Source organism: Aureisphaera sp. (assembly GCF_059726885.1).
Window position 1 is genome coordinate 2,067,020 of the sequence record NZ_AP041051.1, and the last position, 18,385, is coordinate 2,085,404.

Annotated in this window: 14 protein-coding genes; 12 read left to right on the plus strand and 2 right to left on the minus strand. The window is 41.6% G+C overall.

Going from position 1 to position 18,385, the window contains the following annotated elements:
• Window positions 1-20: 20 nt before the first annotated feature.
• Entirely contained in the window at window positions 21-425 is a 405-nt protein-coding gene (locus AC6JAD_RS08925; protein ID WP_497865310.1) for an SPOR domain-containing protein, read from the minus strand.
• 222 nt (window positions 426-647) lie between these two features.
• Here AC6JAD_RS08925 and AC6JAD_RS08930 point away from each other — a divergent pair, with 222 nt between their 5' ends.
• The 9 genes from AC6JAD_RS08930 to AC6JAD_RS08970 all read left to right on the plus strand — a co-directional run bounded on the left by AC6JAD_RS08930 (window position 648) and on the right by AC6JAD_RS08970 (window position 13,875).
• Entirely contained in the window at window positions 648-1,961 is a 1,314-nt protein-coding gene (locus AC6JAD_RS08930; RefSeq protein ID WP_461305432.1) for a c-type cytochrome, read from the plus strand.
• Window positions 1,962-1,993: 32 nt separating this feature from the next.
• The gene (locus tag AC6JAD_RS08935) at window positions 1,994-5,053 is read left to right on the plus strand and encodes a TAT-variant-translocated molybdopterin oxidoreductase (protein ID WP_461305430.1); all 3,060 of its coding nucleotides are present in this window, start codon (window positions 1,994-1,996) and stop codon (window positions 5,051-5,053) included.
• A gap of 30 nt (window positions 5,054-5,083) precedes the next feature.
• Window positions 5,084-6,838, plus strand: a complete 1,755-nt coding sequence (locus AC6JAD_RS08940) for a helix-hairpin-helix domain-containing protein (protein ID WP_461305429.1) — start codon at window positions 5,084-5,086, stop codon at window positions 6,836-6,838.
• Between the two features lie 3 nt (window positions 6,839-6,841).
• Window positions 6,842-7,378, plus strand: a complete 537-nt coding sequence (locus AC6JAD_RS08945; protein WP_461305428.1) for a DUF3341 domain-containing protein — start codon at window positions 6,842-6,844, stop codon at window positions 7,376-7,378.
• Between the two features lies 1 nt (window position 7,379).
• Entirely contained in the window at window positions 7,380-8,081 is a 702-nt protein-coding gene (locus AC6JAD_RS08950; protein WP_461305427.1) for a c-type cytochrome, read from the plus strand.
• Between the two features lie 28 nt (window positions 8,082-8,109).
• On the plus strand, window positions 8,110-9,462 hold the full coding sequence (locus AC6JAD_RS08955; RefSeq protein ID WP_461305426.1) for a quinol:cytochrome C oxidoreductase: 1,353 nt from the start codon (window positions 8,110-8,112) through the stop codon (window positions 9,460-9,462).
• Between the two features lie 24 nt (window positions 9,463-9,486).
• Complete coding sequence (locus tag AC6JAD_RS08960; RefSeq protein WP_461305425.1) at window positions 9,487-10,545, plus strand: cytochrome c oxidase subunit II; 1,059 nt, start codon at window positions 9,487-9,489, stop codon at window positions 10,543-10,545.
• A 22-nt stretch (window positions 10,546-10,567) separates the two neighbouring features.
• A complete protein-coding gene (locus AC6JAD_RS08965) occupies window positions 10,568-12,394 on the plus strand; it encodes a cytochrome c oxidase subunit I (protein WP_461305424.1) in 1,827 nt (608 codons plus the stop codon).
• Window positions 12,395-12,480: 86 nt separating this feature from the next.
• On the plus strand, window positions 12,481-13,875 hold the full coding sequence (locus AC6JAD_RS08970; protein WP_461305423.1) for an MATE family efflux transporter: 1,395 nt from the start codon (window positions 12,481-12,483) through the stop codon (window positions 13,873-13,875).
• Between the two features lie 269 nt (window positions 13,876-14,144).
• Here the strand turns inward: AC6JAD_RS08970 and AC6JAD_RS08975 are convergent, their stop codons facing one another.
• Window positions 14,145-14,915: a hypothetical protein gene (locus AC6JAD_RS08975; protein WP_461305422.1), complete on the minus strand. Its 771-nt coding sequence runs from the start codon at window positions 14,913-14,915 to the stop codon at window positions 14,145-14,147.
• Window positions 14,916-15,009: 94 nt separating this feature from the next.
• Between AC6JAD_RS08975 and ruvB the strand changes: the two genes are divergently transcribed.
• The 3 genes from ruvB to AC6JAD_RS08990 all read left to right on the plus strand — a co-directional run bounded on the left by ruvB (window position 15,010) and on the right by AC6JAD_RS08990 (window position 18,289).
• Window positions 15,010-16,032 (plus strand): Holliday junction branch migration DNA helicase RuvB, encoded by a 1,023-nt coding sequence (ruvB, locus tag AC6JAD_RS08980; RefSeq protein ID WP_461305421.1) that lies wholly within the window; start codon window positions 15,010-15,012, stop codon window positions 16,030-16,032.
• Between the two features lie 94 nt (window positions 16,033-16,126).
• The gene (locus tag AC6JAD_RS08985) at window positions 16,127-17,482 is read left to right on the plus strand and encodes a cytochrome P450 (protein WP_461305420.1); all 1,356 of its coding nucleotides are present in this window, start codon (window positions 16,127-16,129) and stop codon (window positions 17,480-17,482) included.
• Between the two features lie 84 nt (window positions 17,483-17,566).
• Window positions 17,567-18,289, plus strand: a complete 723-nt coding sequence (locus AC6JAD_RS08990) for a DM13 domain-containing protein (protein ID WP_461305419.1) — start codon at window positions 17,567-17,569, stop codon at window positions 18,287-18,289.
• Window positions 18,290-18,385: the final 96 nt, after the last annotated feature.

Genomic DNA, 18,385 nt, shown 5'->3' on the forward strand with positions numbered 1-18,385 from the left:
GGTCGCTTTTTTTATGCCTCTTAATTTTGTTTTTGTTGCTTTCTAGGGACAGGTAATGCATTCGGGAAATTTCGGTGTATTTCCAATAATGCCCTATCTACCTCCAATCGGTTGGAATAGTTGCCGACCCATACCTTGTAATTGGGGGTTTCATACTCAATGGAAGCAGGCCATTGGGCATACTTATTCCGGTAGTTGGATATGACCGTATTAGCCGTTCTCAAGGAGCCGGAATAGAGTTGGATGGTATATCCATCGGTGAACTCATTGTCCTTTTCCATTTCCTTTTTCAGCTCGAGAAGCTGGGGTATTTTTTCGTCTTGGTTTACAGTGACCGTAGCAGTTTGTGCCATTGAGGGCAACGAAAAAGTCATTGATAAAATGATTAAAAACAAGAGCTTATTTAGGTTTCGTAATACGATCATATTCGTTCTTTTTTGCAAATGTAAATCTAAATAACTTTTTTAGGCTGCCATTTATTATTTAGAATCTATATAAATTAGGTTTAACAGTTCATTTGGATTTCGAAAATCGACTTTATGGCGTACTTTTGCACAGTTATTTGTGGCACGTAAAAATTGTTCGAAAACACAACCATTTATAACCAATTGCGTGCCAAACTTATGGATAATAATATAACCGATCGTATGGAAAAGGTACCTTACCGAAATCTACCCAAAAAATGGTCATTTATTGCGTTAGTTTTATTACTAACCCTTTCTTTCTCCCAAAATGCGTACGCTTCTACAAGTTTTCTGCCTACACAGGCCGTAGATACGGCTGCTGGTGAAAAACTGTTCAAGGCCAATTGTGCAGCTTGTCACAAACTTAGAAAGAAAGCTACTGGGCCAGCGTTATATGGAGTTGGTGACAAGTATGATCGAGAGTGGTTGTACAAGTGGATTCGTAACAGTCAAGAACTTGTAAAAGCAGGTGATGCTCAGGCCGTAAAGATTTTTAATGAGTATAACCAGTCGGTTATGACCCCTTTCCCAGCTTTAACCAATGAGGATATTGACAATATAATTGCGTACACTTACTATACGCCGCCACCGCCGGAAGATCCATGTATTTTAAATCCTGAATCTTGTAAAGATGATGGCAGTACTGGAGGAGTTTCCACAGAAGTGATTTTGGCTATCCTGGCTCTTATGTTTGGGATGCTTATCCTGGTTTTGGTGTTAGTGAACAAGACCTTACGTCAGTTTGCAAAAGCACAAGGGGTAGAGATAAAAGAAAAGGAAAAAAGCACACCTATTTGGAAAGCTTTTGCCGAGAATCAATTCTTGGTGTTAACAACCTCAATTTTCTTACTACTTGCCGCTGGATATTTTGCTTACGGATGGATGATGCAGGTAGGGGTTGATCAAGGGTATGCACCAGTGCAACCTATTCATTACTCCCATAGAATACATGCAGGGGTTAATGAAATAGATTGTAACTATTGCCACAGTTCTGCCCGTAAGAGTAAGCATTCTGGAATTCCTTCTTTGAATGTGTGTATGAACTGTCATAAAAGCATTTCTGAAGTAGCTGCGAATACACAGGCGGAAGGACAAAACGAATATGGAGTAGATTACAATGCCGAAATCCAAAAACTGTATGCAGCAGTAGGATGGGACGAAGCTACCCAAGCTTATACGGGTGAAGAGAAACCTGTAAAGTGGGTGCGTATTCATAACCTACCGGATTTCGCTTACTTTAATCACTCACAGCACGTTACCGTGGCTGGGGTTGAGTGTCAGACCTGTCACGGACCGGTTGAAGAAATGGAGATATTGGAACAGCATTCTCCACTTACCATGGGATGGTGTATTAACTGTCACAGGGAAACCAATGTAAATGTAGCCGACAACGAATATTACGAAAAGATTCATGCAGAACTTTCCAAGAAGTATGGCAAAGAAAGCTTTACTGCTGCCGAGATGGGTGGTTTGGAATGTGGAAAGTGTCACTACTAATGTAAACTTGAATATTATTTTATAATTATAATATGGCATCAAACAAGAAATACTGGAAAAGTGTTGAAGAGCTAAACGATAACAGCTCTATTGTTGAGACGCTACGACAAAACGAATTTGTAGAGCCCATTCCTACGGATGATTTCTTGGGTGACAAAGACACGTTGGAAGCCTCTTCGACCACACGTCGCGATTTCTTAAAATATGTTGGATTCACCACTGCAGCTGCTTCTTTGGCTGCCTGTGAAGGTCCTGTTATTAAATCCATTCCTTATGTAGTGGCTCCGGACGAGATTGTGCCTGGAGTAGCAAACTATTATGCAACTACGATCGCAGATGGATACGATTTTGCCAATGTATTGGTAAAAACACGTGAAGGACGTCCCATAAAAATTGAGCGAAATGATCTGGCAAAGCATGGCGGTAGTGTAAATGCACGTGTGCATGCCTCTGTACTTTCCATGTACGATCAAAATCGTCTGCAAGGACCCAAAGTGAATGGAGCAGATGCTTCTTGGGATGAGTTGCATACCGCTGTGGCAGGCAAGTTGAATGAAACAGCTGGCCAAGATGTGGTTTTGTTGACCCAAACCTTTGCAAGTCCTTCGACTTCCAAATTGATTGCCGATTTTAAAACAAAATACCCGAACGTACGTCACGTAATATATGATGCCGTATCCTCCAGTGAAGCGTTGGATGCATTCCAAGCTGAATATGGAACCCGTGCCTTGGCCGATTATGATTTCTCTAAAGCTGAGGTTATTGTTTCGGTAGGTGCAGATTTTATAGGTGACTGGCAAGGTGGTGGTTATGAGGCGGGATATGCCCAAGGACGAATTCCAAAGAATGGAAAGATGTCCAAGCACTATCAGTTCGAAGCGAATATGACCCTTTCTGGTGCCAATGCAGATGTACGTGTGCCAGCGACCCCTTCACAACAAGCACAGATTATTGCTGCTATTACAGGGGGTAGTACTTCGGGGCTTCCAGAAAACATTGTGGATGCTATTAATAAGGCTAAGGCGCAATTGGGCAAAGCTGGTAGTAAAGGAGTGGTTATTACGGGAGTTCAAACCGTAGCTGCTCAAACTGCTGCGCTGCAATACAATAAGGGCATAGGTAGTGAAGTAATGGATACAGATCGTCCACGAATGACTTCCATGGGAAGTGCTTCAGATGTGGCCAATGTAATGAACGGAGTGGTAAGTGGAAGTGTGAAAGGATTGATTACAGTAGGTGTGAACCCTGTGTATACCTTCCCGCATTCAGAATTCGCCGCTGCGTATGAAAATCTTGACTTCTCTCTTGCCTTTGCGATGAAAGAAGACGAAACGGCTTCAAAAGCCAAGTTAGTTGCAGCTACCCCTCATTATCTTGAGTCTTGGGGAGATGCACAATTGAAAAAAGGAGTATTTGGTTTGATGCAACCTACCATCCGTCCATTATTCAATACCCAACAATTTCAAGATTGTTTGGTACAGTGGACCGATAATGGCGATTCTTACTACAATTATATAAAAGACATGTGGAATGCGACCATCCTTGCCGATGGAGGTTCTTGGACCCAAGCATTGCACGATGGTGTATACGAAAGCGCTGTTGCAATTACTACAGATGCAGACACCGCTGAAACTACCGATTCTTCAACATCCAATGGAGCATTAAGCTCCCTTCAAAATGGAGGTTTAGAACTTACGTTATACACCAAAACTGGACTTGGAGATGGCCAGCAAGCCAATAACCCTTGGTTGCAAGAGCTGCCAGACCCAATTACAAGAACTTCTTGGGATAATTATATTACTATTTCTGCTTCCGATGCTTCAGGCCTTGGCTTGAAAAACTGGAATGTGGCCAATGGAGGTCTTAACGGGAGTTACGTAAATGTAAAAATGGGAGATGTTACCCTAGAAAGGGTGCCGGTATTAATCCAACCAGGTCAGGCCAAAGGGTCTGTAGGACTTGCTTTGGGATACGGACGAACTTCTTCCGTACAATCAGAAATGCAGACAGGTGTAAATGCCTATCCTCTTTATAGTGGGTTCTCTGCTACTCCAGGATCAGTATCCTTAGAAAAGGTGTCTGGAGAGCATGAATTTGCATGTGTTCAGTTGCACAATACCATGATGGGACGCGATATTATTCGTGAGACCACCTTGGAAATTTTCAACACTAAAGACGTTCACGATTGGAACGCAGTTCCAGAAGTATCTAAGGATCATCAGGAAATCCCTGTTACTTCTCCAGATGCCGACTTATGGGATTCGTTCGATCGTTCTATTGGACATCACTTCAATCTTTCTATTGATCTGAATGCCTGTACAGGTTGTGGGGCATGTGTTATTGCATGTCACGCCGAGAATAATGTGCCGGTTGTTGGTAAAACTGAAATGCGTCGTAGCCGTGATATGCACTGGCTTCGAATTGATAGATATTATTCTTCTGAAGATTCCTTTGCGGCAGATTCAGAGAAGAAAGACAATATTTCCGGATTGGGAAGTTCCCTTTCTGAGTACGGTGAAATGGAAAACGCTGCGGCGAATCCGCAGGTTGCATTTCAGCCAGTTATGTGTCAGCACTGTAACCATGCTCCATGTGAGACGGTTTGTCCGGTGGCTGCAACATCCCACGGTCGTCAAGGTCAAAACCATATGGCGTATAACCGATGTGTGGGTACGCGTTACTGTGCAAACAACTGTCCTTACAAAGTACGTCGTTTCAACTGGTTCTTGTATGCAGAAAACGATGAGTTCGATTACCACATGAACAACGATTTAGGCCGCATGGTATTGAATCCAGATGTAGTGGTACGCTCTCGTGGGGTAATGGAGAAATGTTCGATGTGTATCCAGATGACCCAAAAGACCATTTTGGATGCCAAGCGTGATGGGAGACCTGTTAAAAGTGGTGAGTTTAAAACGGCTTGTTCGGCAGCATGTGAGACAGGAGCAATTAAGTTTGGCGATATAAATGATCACGACAGTGAGATTGCTGAATTGAAAGAAGACAAACGTATGTATCACCTATTGGAAGCGGTAGGAACAGAACCAAATGTGTTCTACCAGACCAAGGTGAGAAATACAAACGAAGCATAATAATCTAACTAAGTAATTGAATATATAGATATGGCGTCGCATTACGAAGCACCTATTAGAAGACCCTTAGTTACTGGAGATAAGAACTACCACGATGTTACCGTGGATGTAGCGGCTCCCGTAGAAGGCAAAGCCAACAAACAATGGTGGATAGTATTTTCTATTGCCTTGGTTGCCTTTTTATGGGGATTGGGTTGTATCATTTACACCATCTCAACTGGTATTGGGGTTTGGGGACTTAACCGAACAGTAAACTGGGCTTGGGATATTACCAACTTCGTTTGGTGGGTAGGTATTGGTCACGCAGGAACACTTATTTCGGCGGTACTTTTGTTATTCCGTCAAAAATGGAGAATGGCGATTAACCGTTCTGCAGAGGCGATGACAATCTTCTCGGTAATTCAGGCAGGATTGTTCCCAATTATTCACATGGGACGTCCTTGGTTGGCTTATTGGGTATTACCCATTCCAAACCAATTTGGATCTTTATGGGTAAACTTTAACTCACCACTTCTTTGGGATGTATTTGCGATATCCACATATCTATCGGTATCATTGGTATTCTGGTGGACAGGTTTACTTCCTGATTTTGCCATGATTCGTGACCGAGCGGTTACACCATTTACAAAGAAAGTATACAGCATTCTATCATTCGGATGGAGTGGACGTGCCAAGGATTGGCAACGTTTTGAAGAAGTATCTTTGGTTTTGGCCGGATTGGCAACACCACTGGTACTTTCGGTACATACCATAGTATCCTTTGACTTCGCAACTTCGGTAATTCCGGGATGGCACACTACCATTTTCCCACCGTATTTCGTTGCTGGGGCGATTTTCTCAGGATTCGCGATGGTAAATACCCTTCTTATTATTATGAGAAAGGTATCTAACCTAGAAGATTATATTACCATACAACACATCGAATTAATGAACATAGTAATAATGATTACTGGTTCTATTGTGGGTGTGGCTTATATAACCGAGTTGTTTATCGCTTGGTATTCTGGAGTGGAATATGAGCAATATGCTTTCTTGAATAGGGCAACAGGACCTTATTGGTGGGCCTATTGGGCCATGATGACCTGTAACGTATTCTCTCCTCAGTTTATGTGGTTCCCAAAATTGAGAAGAAGTATCATGTTCTCCTTCTTTATTTCGATTGTGGTAAACATCGGAATGTGGTTTGAGCGTTTCGTAATTATCGTAACCTCACTGCATAGGGATTACCTTCCATCTTCTTGGACGATGTTCTCCCCAACTTTTGTGGATATTGGGATTTTTATCGGAACCATAGGATTCTTCTTTGTACTTTTCCTATTGTACTCAAGAACCTTCCCTGTAATTGCGCAGGCAGAGGTAAAATCTATCCTAAAATCATCGGGAAGCAAGTATAAAAAATTAAGGGCAGAACAAGGAGACGACGCAAAGCATTATGAGATGCCGTCTGGAGCCGAAGCAATGGTATCATCTGGATCTGAAGGCTCAGAAGCCACAGGAGGAGCTGAATCTTCAGAAGAAGATCATTCCGCTAAAACAGATTCGTTGTTGAGTAGCATTGGAACTTTCGATCCAAATACGCAAACAGCAGACGATCTTAAGAGAATAAGTGGTGTAGGACCCAAAATGGAGGAAAAACTACATCAATTGGGCATTTTCACCTTTGAACAGGTAAGCAAAATGACCGACAGGGAATACGATTTATTAGACAGCATCACTGGAGAGTTCCCAGGTCGTGCAAAACGCGACGATTGGGCAGGACAGGCTGCTAAACTTAAAAATAGTTAAGGTATGGCTTCGAAAGTAATTCACGCTATCTATAACGACGATGATATCCTAATGAATGCTGTAAAAGCAGTTCGCAAGGAGCATTATCATATTGATGAAGTATATACACCGTTTCCAGTTCACGGCCTCGATAAGGCTATGGGACTGGAGGACACAAGAATAGCCATCTGTTCTTTTATGTATGGTATTGTTGGGTTGGCTGTAGCTATCACAATGATGAACTATATAATGATTGCGGACTGGCCACAGGATATTGGAGGTAAGCCAAGCTTTAGCTACCTAGAGAATATGCCAGCCTTTGTTCCTATTATGTTTGAGATGACGGTTTTCTTTGCTGCCCACCTTATGGTGATTACATTTTACATGCGCAGTAAATTGTGGCCATTCAAAAAAGCAGAGAACCCTGATGTTCGTACCACCGATGACCATTTCCTTATGGCAATCGATGCGAGTCACCATAATGTGGATGAGGTATCTAAATTCCTCAGCGATACAGGTGCCATAGAAATTAGTTTACACGATAAAGAAGACGATCACTAATATGAAACGTATTTTAACGATAACACTTCTGTTTGCTGCATCCATCACGATGGTATCGTGTTTCGATAGCGCAAAACCAAACTATCAGTACATGCCCAATATGTATGAGCCAGTAGGTTATGAAACCTATGGAGAGTACGGCATTTTCGAAAATGTGACTGGAGGTTCTGAGGCTATGTTGCCAGCTGAAGGTTCTATCCCTCGTGGATGGCAACCTTATGATTATCCAAATACCAACGAAGGGCTCGAATTGGCAAAAGTTGAATTGACAAACCCATTAAGTGTAACACAGGATAACCTGGACAAAGGAAAAGCACTTTACGACATTTATTGTGCTGTATGCCATGGCGAAAAGGGAGATGGACAGGGAATATTGGTTCAGAATGAAAAAATATTGGGAATTCCAAGTTATGCCGATCCAGGAAGGGTGATTACTGAAGGAGGAACGTACCACGTTCAGATGTATGGATTAAACTCAATGGGATCGTATGCCTCTCAGACGAATGAAGAAGAACGCTGGCAAATCACTATGCACGTAATGAACCTTAAGAATACCCTGGAGGGGAAACCACTATTGGAAATTGAAACTCCAATGGAAGACGTTGCCGAAGGTATTGCTACTATGATTGTTGAGACAGAGTCTCATGAAGGAGAAGAAGGCCATGAAGGGGACGATCACGAAAACGACGAAGAACAACACTAACTGAAGAACAAAGAGAATAGCTAAGAATATGGATACGTATAAGCTACCTAATAAATTAAAGTTATTTGCAATCAGCTTTATGGTGATAGGTGCACTTGGCATGATAGCTGGGTTTGCCTTAACACCAAAAACTATTGAAGAGGTGAAGGCAATTGAGGCAAGTCATCATGGCGACGGACATGGTGGTGATCACGCCACTGCCGATAGTCATGGGGAAGCCGCACACGGTGGGGATCATGCAGACGATGCTCACGGAGGCGACGCGCACTATGAACACGTATTGCACCAAATGCAAAATAGGCCTTGGTCTGCTTTGTACATCGCTTCGTTCTTTTTCTTCATGATTGCATTGGGAACCCTGGCGTTCTATGCCATTCAACATGCATCCCAAGCGGGATGGTCACCTGTATTGTTCAGGGTAATGGAAGGAATTACTGCCTACTTACCATGGGCTTCGGTTATTATTTTGATACTATTGGCACTTTCCGTATTTCACGTAAATCATATTTTCCATTGGATGGATCCCGATTTGGTTAACCCGGAAAGCGACCACTATGATAAATTGATAGATGGGAAAAGTGGATGGCTGAATACATCTGGATTCTTGATTCGTGCAGTAATTTATTTATTAGGATTCAATGCATACCGTTATTTATCAAGAAAATGGACATTGAATCAGGACAATGCATCCGATAACCGATGGTTTAAGAAAAACTTTAAATTGGCAGCTGGGTTCTTGGTATTCTTTATCTATACAGAATCTATGATGTCTTGGGATTGGCTTATGAGTTTCGATCCACATTGGTTTTCTACCCTATACGGATGGTATGTCTTTGCAGGTATGATGGTAAGTGCCATTACGGTAATCGCAATGATTACAATTTTCTTGAAATCGCAAGGATATCTGGATTTTGTGAACGACAGCCACATTCATGATTTGGCGAAGTTCATGTTTGCTTTCAGTATTTTCTGGACCTACCTATGGTTTTCTCAGTTCATGCTTATTTGGTATGCGAACATTCCAGAAGAGGTAACTTACTTTGTAACCCGTATTGAAGATTATAAATTACCGTTCTTCGGAATGCTTGCGATGAACTTCATATTCCCGCTATTAATCCTTATGAATAGTGATTACAAGCGTGTAAACTGGTTTGTGATAATGGCTGGGGTTGTAATCTTGGCCGGACATTATATCGATGTGTTTAACATGGTAATGCCTGGTACGGTAGGAACCTCATGGTTCATTGGATTACCGGAAATTGGATCATTACTATTCTTCTTCGGACTGTTTGTATTTGTAGTCTTTACTGCATTGACCAAAGCACCGCTATTGGCTAAAGGAAGCCCATTCGTGAAGGAGAGTAAGCATTTTCATTATTAATTAAATTAAAGAAGACAGATAACGATGACCGCATTTTTAGTTGTACTAGTAATCATACTTTTTGGAGTTGCTGTTTGGCAAATGGGTAAGATATTCCAACTGTCCAAAAACCAACAAGAAGATTCTGAAGTAGCTAACGACAAAGACAACAACATGAACGGATGGCTCATGTTGATGTTTGTTCTCTTTATATACGGAATCAGTATAGTTTCTTTCTGGAAATGGGGAGATGTAATGCTACCGGAATCAGCATCCGAGCATGGTGTTGGAATTGATCAACTCTGGTTAATTTCCATGATTTTAATCTTTGTGGTCGGAATCGTAACGCAATGGTTGTTGCATTACTTCGCCTTCAAATATAGAGGAAGACAAGGACAAAGAGCCGTTTTCTTTGCCGATAATGATAAGCTTGAATTTATTTGGACCATAATCCCTGTTATCGTGCTAGCCGGATTGATCATCTACGGTCTTTTTACTTGGACCGATATTATGAATATCGATACAGAAGACGATCCATTAGTAGTAGAGTTATATGCCTACCAATTCGATTGGAGAGCACGTTATGGAGGAGAAGATAATACATTGGGTGAAGCCAATGTTCGCTTAATTGAAGGAGCCAACCAATTGGGTGTTGATGTAGGGGACCCTAATGCACAAGATGATATTATTGTGAACGAACTGCACCTGCCCGTAGGTAGAAAGGTGCTGTTCAAGATGCGTTCTCAAGATGTATTGCACTCAGCTTATATGCCTCACTTTAGAGCACAAATGAACTGTGTTCCTGGTATGATTACTCAATTTGCATTCACACCGACCAAAACTACTTTGGATATGCGTGAAAATGAAGAGATCATTGCAAAGGTGGCCAAGATTAATAATATTAGAAAAGAGAATAGTAAAGCGTTAGTTGCTAACGGAGATGAGGCGTTAGAGCCTTATACCTTCGATTATATGCTACTATGTAACAAGATCTGTGGTAACAATCACTACAACATGCAAATGAAGATCATAGTAGAAACTGAAGACGAATACAATGCTTGGATGGCAGAACAGGCAACTTTAGCGCAAACTCTTAAACAATAACAAAAAAATAGCTTAGAAAGATATGTCAGCACACGCACACGATTTAGCAGTAGATCACCACGACGATCACGGACATCATCACAAGGAGACTTTTGTGACTAAGTATATATTTAGTCAGGATCATAAGATGATCTCCAAGCAATACCTTATTACGGGATTGTTTATGGGAATCATTGGTATTGCCATGTCGCTTCTATTTAGAATGCAGTTGGCTTGGCCAGATAAGGAGTTCACCATCTATGAAGTACTGCTTGGAAAATGGGGTGAAGGAGGAGTTATGGATCCAAGTGTATACCTTGCTTTGGTTACCATCCATGGAACCATCATGGTATTCTTTGTGCTTACTGCTGGGTTAAGTGGTACGTTTAGTAACTTATTAATTCCATTGCAGATTGGTGCACGGGATATGGCATCTGGATTCTTGAACATGATCTCGTATTGGTTGTTCTTCCTTTCCAGTGTAATCATGGTTCTTTCCCTTTTCGTAGAAGCCGGACCGGCATCTGCAGGATGGACTATATATCCACCATTAAGTGCGCTTCCACAAGCAATACCTGGCTCAGGAACGGGTATGACGCTATGGTTGGTTTCTATGGCTATATTTATTGCTTCTTCCTTATTGGGGTCGCTAAACTATATTGTAACCGTAATTAATCTTAGGACCAAAGGGATGTCTATGACTAGACTTCCGTTAACTATTTGGGCCTTCTTTATCACAGCGGTAATTGGTGTGGTTTCGTTCCCAGTTCTATTATCGGCAGCTTTGTTGCTTATTATGGATAGAGGTTTTGGAACGTCCTTTTTCCTGTCCGATATTTATATTGCTGGAGAGGTGTTGCATAATCAAGGAGGATCTCCTGTGCTTTTCGAGCACTTGTTCTGGTTCCTTGGGCACCCAGAGGTATATATCGTATTATTACCCGCGTTAGGAATCACTTCAGAAATCATTGCAACCAACTCACGTAAGCCTATTTTTGGATACCGTGCCATGGTAGCATCTATTTTGGCAATTGCATTCCTTTCAACGATTGTATGGGGTCACCATATGTTTATCTCAGGGATGAACCCATTCCTAGGATCGGTATTTACATTTACAACATTATTGATTGCAATTCCATCTGCTGTAAAAGCTTTTAACTATATCACAACACTCTGGAAGGGGAATCTTCAAATGAACCCTGCTATGTTGTTCTCCATTGGGTTGGTTTCTACCTTCATTACTGGAGGTCTAACAGGAATCCTTTTAGGGGATAGTGCATTAGATATTAATGTACACGACACCTATTTTGTGGTAGCTCACTTCCACTTGGTAATGGGTATTAGTGCCTTATACGGATTATTTGCCGGGGTATACCATTGGTTCCCAAAAATGTTCGAAGGTAAGATGATGAATAAGAACCTTGGGTATATTCACTTCTGGGTAACCGCTGTTGGAGCCTATGGGGTATTCTTCCCTATGCACTTTATCGGTATGGCGGGTCTTCCAAGACGTTATTACACGAATACGGCTTTTCCATATTTCGATGATTTGACCGATGTGAACGTAGTAATTACCATATTCGCGTTTATCTCAGCCGCTGCGCAAATTGTATTCTTGTATAACTTTATTTCATCTATGTTCTTTGGAAAAAAGGGAAGTAAGAACCCTTGGAATTCGAATACGTTGGAGTGGACTGCAGAAGTAAAACATATTCATGGAAACTGGGATGGACCCATTCCGCACGTACACCGTTGGGCGTATGACTACAGTAAATTGAATAAAGACGAATCCGATTACGTGATTCCGGGACAGGATTTTATTCCGCAGACAACCCCGCTTCAGGATAATGAAGAAGAGATGAATCACTAAGCTGAAAATAATATTTTATAAAGGAACCCTTCCGAATTTCTCGGAAGGGTTTTTTGTTATCTTTAGCCCCACTAAATGAACCCGTTGTGACCATTCTCGAAAAAATCGTCCGTAATTTTCCCAATGCCGTTGCAGGCAAAGAGCAAGAATTTACCACTGGTAGTATTCGCAAAGCTGTGTTCATGCTCTCTGTCCCAATGATCTTGGAAATGATGATGGAGTCCATTTTCTTTTTGGTAGATGCCTATTTCGTTTCGAGCCTAGGTGCTAATGCCATTGCTACTGTCGGTCTAACTGAGTCCGTGCTCACCCTAGTATATGCCATTGCGATTGGATTAAGCATGGGAGTAACGGCCCTTGTAGCTAGAAGAACTGGGGAAAAAGATATTCCCGGAGCCACGCAATCTGCAGTCCAGGCTATTTTCTTAGGGGTAATTGTGGCTATGGTTATTAGTGTGATAGGCATCATTTACCCAAAAGATATCCTTGCACTCATGGGAGGTGAACCGGACTTAATAGCCGAGGGTTATAGGTTTACACAAATTCTTTTAGGAGGGAATGTTACTATCATGTTGTTATTCCTAATTAATGCTATTTTTCGTGGGGCAGGAGATGCATCTGTAGCCATGCGGGTTCTTATCGTTTCCAACTTGCTAAATATCATATTGGACCCGATGTTTATTTTCGGGTGGGGCCCAATTCCGGAGTACGGTGTCCAGGGGGCGGCTATCGCTACCACGATTGGTAGGGGAACGGGAGTGTTATTGCAACTATTGATTTTGTTTTTTGGATGGAGCCGAATTAAGGTCGGGATAAAGGATATCGTGTTTAGGGCAAAGATCATGATGAATCTCATCAAGGTAAGTTTAGGGGGAATAGGTCAATTTATAATTGGAACCTCCAGTTGGGTTTTCTTGATGCGAATTATGGCCGAATTTGGTAGTGAAGTTGTGGCGGGGTATACCATTGCCATTCGCGTACTCATGTTTACCTTAATGCCATCATGGGGAATGAGTAATGCCGCTGCCACATTGGTAGGGCAAAACCTAGGGGCAGGGAAGCCAGACCGCGCGGAATCTTCAGTATGGAAAACCGGGAAGTATAATGCTTGGTTTATGATTTTTGTGTCCTTGTTTTACCTCTTTTTTGCAGACTTCATAATAAAGATCTTTAGCGATGAACCGGAAGTGATAAAATACGGAGCATTAAGTTTACGAATTATTGCGGCAGGGTACGTTTTCTATGCCTATGGAATGGTCATTGTCCAAGCTTTTAATGGAGCAGGCGATACTAAAACTCCAACCATTATTAACTTCTTTTGTTTTTGGTTGTTTCAGTTACCATTTGCTTACGCTGCTGCTATCTACTTTGATTTAGGGGTCCTTGGTGTGCTTTTAGCCATCACCATAGCTGAAGCATTAATTGCGGTTATTGGTATAATTTGGTTTAGGAAAGGAAAGTGGAAGGAAGTTAAGGTATAACCATTTTAATACTTCTAAATACGTGTTTTTACGTATTGCCAACCCCTTGTTTTCAGTTTAGTTTTATATCATAATACTAGAACATCATAGGCTGGGGAGCCTTTTGGTGTAAGGAGCCGCAGCGACCCTGCGGCTTTTTGCTAAATACCCTCCAATGGGGATTTTCATCGTATTGGATGATCACTATTTTTGACGCAAACCGACTACAGCGGTAAGAGGAGAACTGCTGTTTTTTAACCCTGTATCAATGCGGTGCAGGGTTTTTATTTTCAATAGAAATAGAAGTAGTAAATGTGAATACTAAAAAGGATCATGACCAGTACGACGGTCCATACAATAGTATTAGTGGAAACCTTGAAAATATTAAGGATCTCTCTTTTACATAACGCCAATAGCGCTCCGGCATAAAATGCTACGGATGCCAATGCTACAGGTAGGGAGGGAATCAAGGATTCAAAAACTTCAAAATACATATCCCGAGTCCTTATGGCATATATAAGCATCAAAAAAGAGCTTATGGTATTATATCCCAAGTAAAAACTGAATAGAATCCATCCAATCTTCTTCCGTCTATAGAATAAGTAAACTGCAATAGGGAGTAGGAAAAGAATTATTAGGCTCAAGATTATACTTAAATCCCACCGAGCATCTTCGCTTTGGAATAGGTATCGGAAGGTCCAAAATTGACTATAAAAGCTATAAATAGATGCGGCTCCGAAAATTAGGGTGAGAAACCGGATGATCTTTTCCGGAGTCTGAATGCCGACCTGAAAAGGATTTAACGCCGATAGTAATTTGAAGAACTTTTCCCTATGCATTCGCATTTCCTCTTTATGTATCGCTTCCTGCTCCTCTTTTCGAAATGCAGCTTTCCTGATGTCTTCCTGCATCAAAGCAATTTTGTCTTCCGAAAGATTACGCTGTTTCAATTCTTCCCTGGCTGCTTCTAGGGCCATTAGTTGGTATTTCTCTTTTTCTTCGAGGATACGGAGAATTTCATAGTCGCTGAGACTTTGGTATTTTTCAGAGAATTCGTTCATGCGTTACTTAAAAAAATAAATATACACTAATCTTCGGGATGTGATATCAATTGGAAGTCTTGGAGACCCAAATAGCCTTTCGTATATTTGTTTTATGAATGACAACCTAGATCCCACCGGAGATCATCTATCACCTCAAGAACTGGATATCGAAAAGAAGTTGAGGCCATTATCTTTCGATGATTTTACGGGTCAGGATCAGGCATTAGAAAACCTTCAAGTGTTTGTGCAAGCTGCAAACATGCGAGACGAGGCACTCGATCACACCTTATTTCATGGCCCTCCCGGGTTAGGAAAAACTACTTTAGCCCATATTTTGGCCAATGAACTGGAAGTAAACATACGTGTTACTTCGGGTCCTGTACTGGACAAGCCAGGCGACTTGGCCGGCTTACTTACCAATTTAGATGAAAGGGATGTATTGTTTATTGATGAAATACATAGATTGAGCCCTATTGTCGAGGAATACTTGTATTCTGCCATGGAGGACTATAAAATCGATATCATGATCGAAAGTGGCCCCAATGCTAGGACGGTTCAAATCAATTTGGCCCCCTTTACCTTGGTCGGAGCAACGACAAGATCTGGATTGCTTACGGCACCTATGCGGGCCCGTTTTGGTATTGCTTCCCGATTGCAATATTATACAACAGAACTCCTTACAACCATTGTGCAACGGAGTGCTACAATTTTAAATGTCCCCATTACCATGGAGGCCGCTATTGAGGTAGCTGGAAGAAGTCGGGGAACACCACGTATAGCAAATGCACTTTTAAGGAGAGTGCGTGATTTTGCCCAGATTAAAGGAGATGGAACCATAGATATTACCATTGCCAAATACGCCCTGCAACAATTGAATGTAGATGCACACGGATTGGATGAGATGGATAACAAAATATTGACCACTATTATCGATAAATTTAAGGGAGGTCCAGTAGGGATTACCACCTTGGCAACGGCTGTTTCCGAAAGTGCGGAAACTATTGAGGAAGTATACGAACCTTTTTTAATTCAACAAGGGTTCATTTTAAGAACACCCCGAGGTAGGGAAGTCACAGAACATGCCTATAAACACTTGGGTAAGCTAAAAGGGCCTTCTCAGGGCGGGTTGTTTTAATTAGATGATGTCTCCCCGAGCGCAGTTGGGGTATGATTGTAGAAGAATGCAATTTTAAAGAAGGGATCAGATCTGCGCACGATCCGTGAGCTTAATGCCAACAAAGAAAAAGTATACCTACCCCAAATCGTTACCCTTACTCAAATTTTTTTGGAATGCAGAGGCCATTCGGAAAAACCCCATTCCTTTTCACAACCGCTTTTTTGAAAAATATGGAGATACCTTTTCGGTACGTTTAGGCCGAAAGAAATACCTGATGCTTTCCCGGGATAAGGAGGTGGTAGAATATATCCTTCGGAAAAACCATAAGAATTATTACAAGTCCAAAATACAAACCAATTATTTGTCTAAGTATTTGGGGAATGGGCTGCTAACCATTAATGGAGAATACTGGTTGCAACAACGAAGATTGATTCAACCTGCATTTCACAAACAAAAAATGGAGCAGTTGGTTGGGCTTATGCAAAAAACCATTGAATTAGAATTAGAGAAACTTCCTCAAAAGGAAGAAGTCGATGTGTTTCCTATTATGAACCGATTAGCGTTTCAAGTGGTGGGAAAATCATTGTTCCATGTATCCGCTTCTGAAGAAATGTTAGAGCGGCTCCAATTCATTATTCAGGAAGTTCAGGAATTTTTGGTGAAGGAAGTGCGACTGCCTCACAAAGGATGGTGGTTTAAATTAACGGGGCAGGTAAATAAGCATTTAATTCTAGCTGAGGAAAGCAGGCAAATTCTTCGTGCAATTATTGAAGAACGCAAAGAATCCAAGGAAAATCATGACGATCTGCTCGACATGCTTTTGGCAACGCGTTATGAGGATACTGGAGAACCCATGACGATCAAGCAACTTATAGATGAAATTACCATTTTGTTTGTAGCGGGACATGAGACTGCGGCCAATGCCCTGTCCTTTACTTCATGGCTATTGGCTAAACATCCCGAGGTGCAGCAGAAGGTGTTTCAGGAAGTATTGGAAGTGTCCAATCGAACATCAGATCCTATTGAGCAAATCCGACAATTGGAATACACCAAAGCAGTGATCGACGAATCCATGCGGTTGTATCCACCAGCTTGGATTACGGACAGGGAGAACCTTGAAGATGATTCCCTGGCAGGTTACCACATTAAGGAAGATACCTTGGTTGGCATTTCGTTCTACGAGCTTCATCGCCATCCAGACTATTGGGAAGACCCTAATCTTTTTAAACCAGATCGTTTTCTTGGAGAAAACAAAAAGAAGGCCTCGGGGATTTATTATCCTTTTGGAGCTGGCCCGAGACTTTGTATAGGTTTGGGCTTTGCAGTATATGAAATGGTTTTGGCGGTGTCCCATTTGGTCCAAAATTATGCGATCACCACCCAAACCAAATCCATCAGGATGAATCCGCTCATCACCCTCAAGCCCGTAGATACATTTTTGACCTTCGAAAAACGTTCGAAAAAGTAAAAGAAACATCATAAATTTCTCATAGACGTGAAATGTTTTGGTTTTACTACGACTTAAAACCTCAAACAATTCAAAAAAACGACTATGAAAAAATTAATATTCTTTGGTTTATCCTTGTTTTCAGCCTTCTCTATAAGTGCGCAGTGCCTTGAAGATGTAACCGGTTTCGGAAATAACAGTAGCATTCCTATGTATAATGTGGAGGGTACAGTGGAGGTGACTCTTAACCCCGATGGTTCGGTGACCCTAGATCTAGGGGATGATTTTATGACGGCAGCCGGTCCGGATATTAGGGCTTATTTGGTGAATTCGGGTGGACTTAGTGATGCCCAACTTACCACTACTCCTATCGCAAGCCTACAAAACGTACAGTTTGGTTTGGTAGGAAGTAGTAGTGTGCCACAAAATGGGGCCAAATCTTTTACCATCGACCTACCGGCTGGCAATGACATTCAGGATTTCGATAAAGTGTTTTTCTATTGCCTTCAATTCAATCAATTTTGGGATTTCGGAACCTATACCCCTTTTACAGACAGTACCTGTAGTATTTTGAATGTTGTTGATCAGGATGTAATTTCATTTCATTTATTTCCTAATCCAGCACAAAATGAAGTGCAAGTTGTATCTGAAAGATTTAATTCGGCTATGGTGGATGTGCTAACCATAAATGGAGCAGTGGTCATAGACAATGTGACTATCCAAGAAAATAAGTCATTAGATGTTTCCAGTCTCTCGCAGGGAATTTATTTAGTGCAGGTTACCACAACCGAGGGAAATAGAAGTCTACAAAGATTGGTGATTCAATAAACGCTTAAGAGCTTCTTTATTGGGAAAGGCGTCCATCAAAGGACGCTTTTTTTATATCCAGATGTTACTAAAGATAGTATCTTGTGGTGCAACTTT